At 56.6% G+C, this 12,027-nt stretch carries 9 protein-coding genes; 2 read left to right on the top strand and 7 right to left on the bottom strand.

Annotation, left to right across the window (positions count from 1 at the left end; genetic code table 11):
• Positions 1 to 221: 221 nt before the first annotated feature.
• The 6 genes from pepN to trmB all read right to left on the bottom strand — a co-directional run bounded on the left by pepN (position 222) and on the right by trmB (position 8,019).
• Positions 222 to 2,723, bottom strand: a complete 2,502-nt coding sequence (gene pepN, locus Q4D85_RS02205; RefSeq protein WP_303197921.1) for an aminopeptidase N — start codon at positions 2,721 to 2,723, stop codon at positions 222 to 224.
• A gap of 32 nt (positions 2,724 to 2,755) precedes the next feature.
• Entirely contained in the window at positions 2,756 to 3,106 is a 351-nt protein-coding gene (locus Q4D85_RS02200) for a DUF3054 domain-containing protein (protein WP_303197920.1), read from the bottom strand.
• A gap of 2 nt (positions 3,107 to 3,108) precedes the next feature.
• Positions 3,109 to 4,086, bottom strand: coding sequence for a YbhN family protein (locus Q4D85_RS02195; protein ID WP_303197919.1), 978 nt, complete (start codon positions 4,084 to 4,086; stop codon positions 3,109 to 3,111).
• 86 nt (positions 4,087 to 4,172) lie between these two features.
• Positions 4,173 to 6,518, bottom strand: coding sequence for an MMPL family transporter (locus tag Q4D85_RS02190; protein ID WP_303197918.1), 2,346 nt, complete (start codon positions 6,516 to 6,518; stop codon positions 4,173 to 4,175).
• A 20-nt stretch (positions 6,519 to 6,538) separates the two neighbouring features.
• Entirely contained in the window at positions 6,539 to 7,249 is a 711-nt protein-coding gene (locus Q4D85_RS02185) for an NYN domain-containing protein (protein ID WP_303197917.1), read from the bottom strand.
• Positions 7,246 to 8,019: a tRNA (guanosine(46)-N7)-methyltransferase TrmB gene (gene trmB / locus Q4D85_RS02180; RefSeq protein WP_303197916.1), complete on the bottom strand. Its 774-nt coding sequence runs from the start codon at positions 8,017 to 8,019 to the stop codon at positions 7,246 to 7,248. The genes Q4D85_RS02185 and trmB overlap by 4 nt, the downstream gene beginning before the upstream one ends.
• Positions 8,020 to 8,654: 635 nt before the next feature.
• On the opposite strand from trmB, the gene Q4D85_RS02175 reads away from it, so the two are divergent.
• Entirely contained in the window at positions 8,655 to 10,487 is a 1,833-nt protein-coding gene (locus Q4D85_RS02175) for a phosphoenolpyruvate carboxykinase (GTP) (protein WP_303197915.1), read from the top strand.
• Between the two features lie 69 nt (positions 10,488 to 10,556).
• Positions 10,557 to 11,153 carry a bifunctional 2-polyprenyl-6-hydroxyphenol methylase/3-demethylubiquinol 3-O-methyltransferase UbiG gene (locus Q4D85_RS02170; RefSeq protein ID WP_303197914.1) on the top strand — a complete coding sequence of 199 codons (597 nt, stop codon included), beginning with the start codon at positions 10,557 to 10,559 and terminating at the stop codon, positions 11,151 to 11,153.
• A gap of 189 nt (positions 11,154 to 11,342) precedes the next feature.
• Here Q4D85_RS02170 and Q4D85_RS02165 read toward each other — a convergent pair whose 3' ends face one another.
• The gene (locus Q4D85_RS02165; RefSeq protein ID WP_303197913.1) at positions 11,343 to 11,990 is read right to left on the bottom strand and encodes a hypothetical protein; all 648 of its coding nucleotides are present in this window, start codon (positions 11,988 to 11,990) and stop codon (positions 11,343 to 11,345) included.
• Positions 11,991 to 12,027 lie beyond the last annotated feature (37 nt).

The following is a 12,027-nucleotide window of genomic DNA, read 5'->3' as shown; positions in this document are numbered from 1 at the left end:
ACCGCTTTAACCGTTCTACACCTCAACCACCACAAAACCTGGTGAGAAAACCTCATTTTGGAAAATATAAATTTTGCTAAATAAGGATGTCGCAGGGGCTACATAGGCTTGCGAAAGTGCTACCTGTCGTCACTTTAAGGAAACGGTCGGGGGTGGTAACCCACCCCCGATATTGAACACCGTTTAAGGGGTGGGGTGGGGGACGTTGCCGGGGTTTTGCGCTAAAAATTGAATTTTTGCGCGGATAATTTGCGTGCCAGGTGGTCGATCGATTCGCTAAGAACGCGCTTGAGGGCGGTAGGGAGATTGGTTTCGACAAGCTTGTTGCCGGCGGCAAGCGCTGCCGGAGTTTGCGGGAATAACCCCCGAACAAGTCGGTTGGCGATTTCAATGGGATGTTCCGACCACATGTGGTGCAAATCGGCGAAGAAGCGCTCGGTGTGGTCGAACTCCCCATACATCGATGGGGCATTGAAAGCCGAGATCATTGCATCAACCTCGTCGTTGGAAAACTCGCCTGGTTGAAGCAACCGGTTGTAGATGCGTTCTTTAACATCATCGAAAGGCGCCGAGTAGGTGGCTTGAAGGTGCGCGACCTTACCGCTAAGCGTATTGTCGCGATCCAGCTCATACCGCAGGTCGCAGGCCGAGAAATAATCCAGCGTGCTCAACGCAATAACCGCCTGCCACCGCAAATCCGGGGAGATGACTAGCCCAGGGATTTTGCCGTCATATACCTCCAATAGTTGCGCGGTGTAGGCGGGTCCGGCGAATGGGGCCGCTGCGATGAGCGCCCGCGCAAAGACCAATTGGGTGTCACCGCCCGGGGTTGCCTTCATAAGCAAGGCATGCACCGCGCTGGCCAGACGTGCAAAAGTGGCGGAGCGATCCTGGTCGGCGACGAAATGCCGGGCCGCAAATTGCGCATGGGCGAGAATCTGGGTGCTGATCGTGGGATTCGATTCGGCTGCCACATGGTCGAGTGCAATCGTTATGAAGTCTTGTGCTAAAAACTTCGCGTCACGGGTCAGGTTCCACAACGCTGTCCAAATAACCGCGCGGGTTAGCGGGTCAGACACCTTCGACAGGGAGGAGGTGATTGTGGCTACCGATTGCTCGTCGAAATCGATAAGGGCGTAGCTGTGGTCGCCGTCGTTAAGCACGACAAGATCCGGCGCAGGCAACCCAATCGCCTTTTCGACGCTTCCACCGTCGCCTAGAACGTCCACGTCGAAGGTTGCGTAGCGGGCCAGCTCGTCACCTTCGTTTTTCCAAAGGGATACCGCAATCCGGTGTGGCCGGGTGATGGTATCGGAGATTTGCGTGATGTTGAGATCGGCAATAACGCCGTCCGCAACGGTTATGCGCGGGGAAAGGTGATCGACACCGCAGCTGAGCAGCCAACGGTCAGCCCAGTCATCTAAGTCACGGTCGGTGTGCTTTTGCAGGATTGTAAGCAGGTCGGCGAAGGTTGCGGTGGAAAAGGCGTAGGTCTGGAAGTATTCGCGGGCGGCGGTGTAGAACGTATCGCGCCCAACGAAATGCACTAATTGCTTGAGCACCGCAGCGCCCTTGGCGTAGGTAATGCCGTCGAAATTCTGTCGCGCGGCATCGACGTCGTCGATCTCCGCCTTGATCGGATGGGTGGTGGGCAATTGATCCTGCATGTAGGCCCAATTTTTCCGATTTCCGGCGAAATTGACCCACGCCTGGCTAAACCTAGTGGCGGCGACGGACGCGTCGGCGCCCATGAACTCGGCGAAGGATTCTTTCAACCACAAATCGTCCCACCAGCGCGGGGTGACCAGATCGCCGAACCACATGTGGCTCATCTCGTGAAGAATGGTGTTCGCGCGGGCCGCATGCTGCGCGTCCGTCGCAGGGGAACGGAAAATATAGGACTCGGTGAACGTGACCAAACCCGGGTTTTCCATCGCGCCCAGGTTGTATTCGGGAACGAAAATGGAATCGTATTTGCCCCAAGGGTAAGGGAATCCGTAATGGGCGTCGAAATAATCAAGGCCGTTCTTCGTCACCGTCATGATCTCCGAATCCACATGCGACGCCATGGATGCGCGCACCCACACGCCCAGGTTGATGGTGAAATCCGGGTTTTCTTGCGAGCGCCACTGATCGTGCACCCCGACGTAGGGGCCAGCGGCAAAGGCGGTGAGATACGTGGACAGAAGTGGGGTGGTGGCGAACTGGTGGCGGCTGCCTATTGCCGAGACTTCCGGTTGGTTGGATAACGCAACCCAACCATCCGGGGTGGTCATGCTGATGCTGAACGTCGCTTTGAGGTCAGGCTGGTCGAAACACGGATAAATGCGGCGTGCATCCGACGGTTCCACATGAGAATACAAATAAGTATTGCCGTCTGCCGGATCGACAAACCGGTGCAGACCTTGGCCGGTTCGGGAGTAGCGGCTGGTGGTCGCAAAACCAACGGAGACTTCCTCGCCGACAGGAACCGCAAAGCCGATGCGGGAGCCGTCGAAAAGCGAGGGTACCTCCACACCGTTTACCGTCACTGACTGCACAGACTCGCCGAGATAATCGACAAACACCTCTGGCTGCGTCGACGTTAACGTAACGGTTGTGCGCACCGGAAACGTCGGTGCCGTGGTGGCATCGCTGAGGTCAAGGTGCAGGTCGTAATGGGTGATCGTTAAGGATTCGGAACGAAACTGGGCATCTTTACGGGTGAGATTGGAATTAGACACCACCTAAGAGTAGGCGGAATAGCCGCAACTCGTTAAACCGCGCGGGAGGCGACGAAACGTGCCGCGACGCGCCAGCCGAGTAGCAAAAGCCCGGACATGATCGACGCCACCAGAATAAAGGAAATATGGGGTACGGCCGCGTGGCGGATTCCCCAAATACCAAGGCCAGTCGCTGCCACCGCAAGCCACATGACGACACCGCCCGATAGGGAGGCCGGAGCCAATTTAGTTGCCGCGATAATCACCGCGCCGATCAGAACCCCCACCGCGAAGGGCCAAAAGGTATCAACGACCGCGGCGGGCGAAACGCCGCCGTGCGCCAACCTGGCTAAAACTGCGAACACAGCGACAGCAATAACATCGAAAACCAGTGGCTTAAGCATGGTTAACCCTCCTTAGGGCTAAACGGCGATTCCAGATTGCGGGCCCTCAACCCGCCTCGCGCGGTGGAAATGAAGTACAGTACCCATCCTAAAAGGGTGATGATGGCAAACGACAAAATCCGGTATACAAACACCACACCGAAGGCGGAGGAAGCCGTCATTCCCACCGCAACCAAACTGCCAGTCATCGCCGCTTCGACGGGGCCGATGCCCGCGGGGGTTACCTGCGCGGTGCCGACAACCTTGGCCGTGACGAAGGCCAACGCTACGCCGACGATCGTCGTGTTGTTTTCGTGCGCCTCAATGCCCGGCAACACACCGGTAACGGCCCACACGCACAACCACAATGCGATGATGTCGAACACCCAGTTCATCAGGGATAAAAATGCGATCCAACTAAACCGCAACGGGGATAATTCCACCGTGTGTAGTTGATCGAAATGCTCCTCAATGGACGCTATGAGGGAAGCCGTCGGCCGACGAATCAGCTTGCCGCCGCGCCGAACAATCCCCACCACAAATCGCTTAGTGGGCTCAGGATTGTTCGTGGCCCACCACACCAACGCCGCCAGCCCCAGCAAAATTGCCGACGAAATAACAAGCGGCATGAGGCTTATCGACGCCCCCAGCAACAGCACCGAGACAATACCGAGTGCCACCAGCCAGACCGTCGACAGCGCCGCAGAAACCATAATGAACCACGAACTGACCAGCACATTCACGCCCCACGACCGCATGGTGTGAAACTGGTACACCGTGGAAATCGCGGCACCACCGGGAAAGGTGGAGGACCACGAATTAGCGACGAACGTCAACAGCGTTGTTTGGCGCAGCCGGATATGGTTATTGCCCGCATTTAGCAATAACCGCATGACTTCCGCCATGACAATCATCGAAGCAATGACCGCCAGAAACGAACCGATGAGTCCGGTGGGGTGGGCAGAGAGCATCTCTTTATAGCCACTGGCCAAAAACGGCATCTTATCGCGCAGTAAAATCGCGGCGATTGCGATGACGACCAGCGGGCTTAGAAACCGAACCCAGTTATTTTTTAGCAGAGCGCCAATTACCTCTCGTTTTTCAACCGCTTCATCAATTCAGCGAACGGCACCAATTCATTATCACCTGCCGCCAACCGGCCGCTGCGGCCAGCCGTATCCGGGCCATAAATCTCGGTGTCGGCAATATCTGTTTCAGTGTACTGAGAATTCATAACGTTGGTTGAGTCATTCCTCACTGCATGTCGTCGGGGGCGCCTGTGATGTGCATGCGCCACCGAATGGTCAATTACTTCTTCCGATGAATTGTGCCCTAAAGCAGCGGAAGCTTTCTTGACCCACACCGGAGCCCACCAGTTATCTTCCCGAAGTAGATGCATCACCGCAGGAACCAACATCATGCGGATCACGGTTGCGTCGAAAAGCAACGCGAAAATCATGCCGAACGCAATGTACTTCATCATGACAATCTCGGAGAACCCAAACGCCCCGCACACCACGATCATGATAAGTGCCGCGGCGGTGATAATCCCGCCGGTATGGGCGGTGCCATATTTAATAGCCCGGTCCGTCGATTCGCCCTTTTCGCGGGCCTCCACCATGCGGGAGACCAAAAACACCTCATAATCGGTGCTCAACCCGTAGACGATGGCCATGATGAGAACCAAAACGGGACTCATCAGCGGGCCCGGGGTGAAATTAAAGAGAGTCGACCCCACTCCGTCAACGAACATTGCGGTGAGGATGCCGAGGGTGGCGCCCATGCCCAAAATCGTCATGATGACAGCCTTGGCGGGCAAAATAATCGAGCCGAAAACCAGCGCCATCAGCAAAAACGTCGCCGCAACAACATAGATCGCCATCCACGGCAATTTGGCAAAAAGCGCCTCAATGGACTCGATCTCCAGCGCCGGGGTGCCGCCGATGAACAACTCTACCCCGTCCGGCGGAGTTATCTCCCGTAATTGCTGCACCACAAATTCGTTATTGGCCCGGTCAGCAATGCCAGCCGATAACACGGTGGTCCCGTCAACCGTGGCCGAGGATGGGGCGAACCTGCCGGTCAGGCCCTGAACCTGGCTGGCCTGCTGGAAAATTTCCACCAACTGCTCATTTGAGGCATTGGTCACCACCAATTTGATCGGCTCGGTGCGGAACTGCGGGAACTCCTGGTCAAATAGGGTCTGGGCTTCCCGCACCTCGTGATTTGGTGGGAGATAGGTTTCGTTAATACCGCCGAACTTCACGCTTATCAGCGGCAACGTCAAACCGATTAACCCGACAACACCCGCGATGGTGACCACGCGGGCGCGGCGCATCGCCCAGCCCGGCAACCGGTACCACCAGGTATCTTCCAAGCGGCGGGCACGGCGATTGGTGCGGCGTAACGCAAACTTATCAATATTGCGCCCCAACATGCCGAAGATAGAGGGCAGCACCGTCACCGACAGCAACGCCGCCAACCCAACGGCACTGATCGCACCGTAAGCGACTGATTTCAAAAACGCCTGTGGGAAGATCAACAACCCGGAAAGCGCAACCGCCACCATCGCCGCGGAAAACACCACCGTTTTACCCGCAGTGTTTGTCGTTATTCGAACCGCGTCCGCCACCGGACGGCCATTATCCAGTTCTTCCCGAAACCGCGAGACCATAAACAGGCCGTAGTCGATGGCCAAACCCAACCCCAGCAGCGTCACCACCGATTGGGCGAACACGTTTACCTGGGTGAAACCAGCCAAGACCGACAATGCGCCCAGCGAGCCGAGGATCGACAGGCCGCCCACGATAAGCGGCATAAACGCCGCCACCACCGAACCGAAAACGAATAACAGCAACAGCGCCACCGCCGGCAGCGCATAAACCTCGGCGCGTTTAATATCGCCGGCCATCCCCGCATCCAATGCATCAGCCACCGCCGTGGCCCCGGCAACCTGAACCGTCACGCCTGGAAAGGCGGGTTGCAGATCCGGTTGGATCGTCCGGAAATCCTTGAGCGTTTGTTCATGATCGCCTTTTAACGCAATCGCGGCGAAGGCGGTGGTGCCGTCCTCACTGACCAAATTGGGGTTGCGCTTATCAAAGAAACTCGTGACAGATTCAATCTGATCTGGGTGTTTCTCGGCTAAAGCCGCCAGGTGTTCCTTGATCGCGGCGAACTGCGCCGAGCGCTCAATCCCGCCTTCGTCGGTAAACAGCACGATGACGTCGCCGGAATTATCCCGCCCGAACGTTGCCTCCTCAATGGCAGCCGCCGCAGTTGAGGACGAACCGGGGTCGTCCCAGCCCTCCTGGCTCATGCGATCGCCCAGCCGCATGCCGAACAGCACGTAAAGAGCCATGATCGCGGTGATAATGACCACCGGAACTACCCTGCGATGACGATAGGCAAAATCGCCCCACCGAGAGAACATGCCAGTCTCCTCCTAGCGCGTTACGCGCGGGCAGATAATAGCGCTGACAATGGACGGAATGGTTGCAACCATGCACCGGCATCGGGTAGCGAATCGAGGCTGATGCGGGGCAGCGGTTCCCGGAATACGTTGGGGATCTCCTCCAAATCGACGAAATGAAGCGAATCGGAGGTCACCGCCCACGACGCATGCTCGTGGAAACCCAAAACGGTGACGTGCACGCCATCATCGGCCAATTCCTCCAACACGTCCCGGAAATTCTGGCCGTCCGCAGACGCGACGACGATGCCACGCAACACGCCTTCGGCATGGCGACGTCGAATATGTTCCACCATGTCGGGATCGACATCCGATTCCTCGGTGAGTTTGGGCTTAGCAAAAACCGCGAAGCCGACGTTACGCAGCGCCTCCACCCACGGGCGCACCACATCGGCGCCGCCCGGGGTGACGTTGGTAAACACCGTGGCCTCGGCCTCGATCTGCAATTTTGTGTGGTGCGCCAGCTCGCCAGCTTTGGCTAACAGCCACCGACCGATGGCGTCGAAACGCGGGCGATGTGCGGCGTTAGGTCGACCGCCCAGAATCGCGCCCAAGCCCATATCAATATTGGGGGCGTCCCAGATAAGCAACAGGGTATCTTTGCTGGCGACACTTGGCGCGCCGGGGGCGAAGCTTTGCGACGATTCACCGAATTCAAAATCAGCCATTGCTGGCTCTTTAGCCTCGGTCATTTCCGCCTCCACAAGAACTCAGTGATGGTGTGGTCTTTCTTTAAACCTTTGCCCTCAAATTTGGTGATGACCTGCCGGTCCACCAACTGCGGGCACTCCGGCCACGGCCAGCCCATGAACTCCAGATCCGGCTCCACATCGACCAGCTCTTTGATCCATTCCGCGTAATCGGCGTGGTCGGTAGCCACGTGCAGCACACCGCCTGGCTTGAGCCGGGTGGCGATCAGATTGAGCACACCGGATTGGATGATGCGGCGCTTATGGTGCCGCGCTTTCGGCCACGGATCCGGGAAGAATATGCGCACGCCATCTAAGGAATGCTCCTCAAACATCCGGGTGAGAATCTCCACGCCATCGCCCCGAATCATGCGGATATTGTCGATGTCATCGCGCACGATCGCGCCCAACAGCTTGGCAAGACCTGGTTTATACAGCTCCACCGCAATGATATTGGTGTCGGTTTCCAACGGCGCCATCGCGGCGGTGGATGTGCCGGTGCCGGATCCGATCTCCACGATCGTTTGAGCGCCGGACCGACCGAACCACTGGTCGATATCGATTTTTTCGTCCGAGAGCACTGTGCCCAGCCGCGGCCAATGGGTATCCCATAGTGCTTCTTGGTTGGGTGTTAAGGTGCCGCGCCGGAAACTGACCGTGCCCAACCGGGGATAGTCCAACTCATTGTCGAAAGTGGCATTGAAATCGGTTTGCGGGGGTCGTCCGTGCGGCAAATCGCCGCGAGTATTTTGAGAATTATCAGAATTATCCATCCCCTATATTCTGCCGGTTGGTACTGGTTAAAGCAATACGGTGCAGCGGCGGTGCGAAAATGGATTTTTATGGCTCTAGCCAGTGGGTTTGGTGGTAGCAGTTGACCGCCACACATTGATAGTAAACGTACTACTTTTGGCTGATTTGGGTGGGGCTGGGCATAACCAATACTGGTGCTGGGTATAACAAAACGGGGGCGCTGGGGATTGGGTATAAACGTTTTTCCTGGTGTTTGGTTTTCTGGCCCACGCTGCGGGCCAGGGTGCGCTATGTGACTTTTGAAGAAAAATCCGGTTGGGAATGGATGAATTGCCCGGAAAATGTCGTCGAAAAGCGAAAATTCACTGGGATCTTGGGGTGAAAATGTGGATTTTTATACTAAAAACACCCCTGAAATAGGGTGGTTTATGATGTGAAATTGGCCGGACATCACCCCTTCAAGGGGGAGTTGTGGATGTGATTTGCCCAAAATCTTCGCAGGCTAATGGGAGAAGCTGACCGAAGCGAGTTTCGTGGTGAAAAATTTGTGAGATTGGTCTCATGGAGGGTGCGTACTAGCTAAGGACCCTAGTCGCTATCGTGGTGAATTGGAAAGACTGTCTATTGGCACGTGCATATACGTCAGGAGAATGTAATGTCCAACGTGGTTATCAACGGGCTGGTGGGTGAAGCCCCCACCAAAAACGAAGCACTGTTGAAGTGGATCGCCGAAAATGTCGAAATGCTCCAACCTGATCGCGTCGTCTTCGCCGACGGCTCGCAGGAGGAATGGGACCGCATCACCCAGGAGCTTGTCGACGCAGGCACCCTGATTCGACTAAACCCGGAAAAGCGCCCCAACTCCTTCTTGGCACGTTCCAACCCCAGCGACGTCGCTCGTGTGGAATCCCGTACGTTCATTTGCTCCGAAACCGAAGAGGGCGCTGGCCCTACCAACAACTGGTATGACCCGAAGAAGATGAAAGCGGAAATGACCGAGCGCTACACCGGCGCTATGCGCGGTCGTACCATGTACGTGGTGCCATTCGCTATGGGTCCACTCGACGCCGACGATCCGAAGATCGGTGTGCAATTGACGGACTCCCCATACGTGGTGCTGTCGGTCAAGGTTATGACCCGCATGGGCCAAGATGTTCTGGACCGCTTGGGCGACGGTGAATTTGTGCCGTGTCTCCACTCGGTGGGTGCACCACTAGAGCCGGGCGAGGCTGACGTCCCATGGCCATGCAACGACGAAAAGTACATCACGCACTTCCCAGAAACCAAGGAGATTTGGTCCTACGGTTCCGGCTACGGCGGCAACGCGATCCTGGCTAAGAAGTGCTTCGCGCTGCGTATCGCATCCGTGATGGCGAAAGAAGAAGGCTGGATGGCTGAGCACATGCTCATCCTCAAGCTCACCAACCCAGAAGGCAATGTCTACAACATCGCAGCAGCGTTCCCATCTGCATGCGGTAAGACCAACCTCGCCCTCATCACCCCCACCATTCCAGGCTGGAAAGCAGAGGTCGTCGGCGACGACATCGCGTGGCTGCGCTTCGGCGAGGACGGTCACCTCTACGCCTTCAACCCCGAAAACGGCTTCTTCGGTGTGGCACCAGGCACCAACTACAGCTCCAACCCAATGGCAATGAAGACCATGGAGCCGGGCAACACGCTGTTTACCAACGTCGCGCTAACCGACGACGGTGACATCTGGTGGGAAGGCATGACCAAGGAGCCGCCAGCTCACTTGATCGACTGGCACGGCAACGACTGGACCCCAGAGTCCGGCGTCGATGCCGCTCATCCAAACTCCCGCTACGCAGTGCCGATCGCGCAGTGCCCAATCGCCGCCCCTGAGTTCAATGATCCAAAGGGCGTGAAGATCGACGCGATCCTCTTCGGTGGTCGTCGCCCCGACACCGTGCCGCTAGTGACCCAGTCGCACAGCTGGAACCACGGCACCATGATCGGTTCGCTACTTGCTTCTGGCCAGACCGCTGCTGCCGAAGGTGAGGTCGGTGCGCTGCGCCACGACCCAATGGCGATGCTGCCATTCATCGGCTACAACGCTGGTGAATATCTCCAGCACTGGATCGACATGGGCAAGAAGGGCGGCGATAAGATGCCGAAGATCTTCCTTGTCAACTGGTTCCGTCGTGGCGATGATGGCCGCTTCCTGTGGCCAGGATTCGGCGACAACAGCCGCGTACTCAAGTGGATCATCGACCGCATTGAGGGTCGCGTCGGCGCGGACGAAACCGTCGTTGGTCACACCGCCCGCGCAGAAGACATCGACATGGAGGGCCTGGAGGGCTACACCCTCGACGACGTCCGGGAAGCTCTTTCCGCTCCTGCCGAGATGTGGGCAAACGATCTCGATGATAATGAGGAATATTTGAAGTTCCTCGGCGAGCACGTCCCAGCCGAAGTCCATGAGGAATTCGCAGCCCTGCGTAAGCGCGTTGAAGACGCACTGAAGTAGTCTTTCCTAACCGATACTCCCCCAAACATCCACTCCGGTATTTGGGGGAGTATTTTTAGCACCAGAGATATGGAACACAACTACTGGAATCACAATGTGGCGTACCACCCGTGGCTGCGCAGGCTCATAGCCACAACCCGACCAGCTTCCGTCCTGGACGTCGGGTGCGGTGATGGCTATCTGCTCTCCATCATTGGACCACAGGTCACCCGTGCCGTGGGGGTTGACGTCGACTCCCCAAGCGTTGCTCAAGCTCGTGCACGTTGCGCGGATATGCAGCATGTGGAGTTTTATGTCGGGGATTTTCTCACCACTACTTTCGACTCAACGTTTGACTTCATTGTTTTCAGCGCCAGCATTCATCACATGAATTTTGAAGAGGCACTCCGAAAGGCGCGGTCACTCCTCAACCCGGAAGGAACGATCGCTGTGATTGGGTTGGCGCGGAACGAAACGTGGCGAGATTATCTGTGGGATGGAATATGCTTGCCGATCGTGATGGTGAGCTCAGTGATACACCGGGAAATCTCGACCCCGCCAGCTCCCATCACGGCACCACGAATGAGCTTGGGTGAGATTAAACGTCAGGCATCACAAATTCTTCCCGGTGCCCGCATTCGGCGCGGCCTGTATTACCGCTATTTGTTAGATTGGCGCTGTGCCTAGCTGGCTGAGGTAGCTACTCCTGGTCAGGTTGATGTTCTTGTGAAGCTAAATCTCCGACTTGAGGGATTGGGCGGGTTCGGGTAAATCCGGGGTGGGGAGGCGTCGAAAAGCATGGCGGGAACCGTGGAACCGTAACCGAAGCACGAATCCTGCAGGAGGTTTGGAAAACTGATCTGTAAACGGGTTTGTTTAGTCGCTGTAAATGCGCCGCAGAATCTCGTAAAACACCGTTAAGGATTCGGTGTCGGTGGGGACGAAAATAGCGTGGGAATCCAAGCGCTGACCGGTGCGCGGAAGATGAATGGTATCCGCCGATACTTCCGTGGCTGCCGACCCGCCCACGGTAAGGATCGTCACCCGGTTATCGGCGGCCAGAAGGCTCAGCTGGTGTCCCGGTTGGTATAGCCACTGATGGCTTTTGTGGGCGCGATCGGTAAGAAGGAGGACGTGGTCGGCCATATTCACCCCGGCGGCAATGGTGTCAGGTGCACAGGTGTGCGGCAGGTTGAGGATCACCGTTGGCCAGCGGTGCTGTACCCGGCGCACTGCGTGTGCCAGCATTGGTGGCGTTAATGCGAATGGGGTTTCCCGGTTGCAAGAAAGCATGGGAATATCGCCGGTTTGGTCGACGCATTTGGTAATTACTTCTTGATCTAAAATGTCATGTTTGTAATTTATTAATTCAATCAAATCTGTGTTATCGCCAGCCTGAAGGTGAATTCTTAACGGCTGATTTTCCCCGTCAGCGTCCACCGTAACGACCGGTAATTTCGATTCGGCATTAACTACCTGGGCAATTAATGCAGTAATTGGGCTCGTTAAAAGCCGATTATCCATTGCCGCAACCGCGATAATCTTTGCGTTTTCAGTACCA

This window comes from Corynebacterium sp. (assembly GCF_030532965.1).
Taxonomy (GTDB): Bacteria; Actinomycetota; Actinomycetes; order Mycobacteriales; family Mycobacteriaceae; genus Corynebacterium.
This window is presented reverse-complemented; position numbering and strand designations above follow the sequence as displayed.

Coding starts and splice junctions, on each gene's coding strand:
- Q4D85_RS02185 (WP_303197917.1), bottom strand. CDS start 7,249: ATGACCGAGGCTAAAGAGCCAGCAATGGCTGATTTTGAATTCGGTGAA.
- Q4D85_RS02195 (WP_303197919.1), bottom strand. CDS start 4,086: ATGCCGTTTTTGGCCAGTGGCTATAAAGAGATGCTCTCTGCCCACCCC.
- trmB (WP_303197916.1), bottom strand. CDS start 8,019: ATGGATAATTCTGATAATTCTCAAAATACTCGCGGCGATTTGCCGCAC.
- Q4D85_RS02175 (WP_303197915.1), top strand. CDS start 8,655: ATGTCCAACGTGGTTATCAACGGGCTGGTGGGTGAAGCCCCCACCAAA.
- Q4D85_RS02200 (WP_303197920.1), bottom strand. CDS start 3,106: ATGCTTAAGCCACTGGTTTTCGATGTTATTGCTGTCGCTGTGTTCGCA.
- Q4D85_RS02190 (WP_303197918.1), bottom strand. CDS start 6,518: ATGTTCTCTCGGTGGGGCGATTTTGCCTATCGTCATCGCAGGGTAGTT.
- Q4D85_RS02170 (WP_303197914.1), top strand. CDS start 10,557: ATGGAACACAACTACTGGAATCACAATGTGGCGTACCACCCGTGGCTG.
- Q4D85_RS02165 (WP_303197913.1), bottom strand. CDS start 11,990: ATGGATAATCGGCTTTTAACGAGCCCAATTACTGCATTAATTGCCCAG.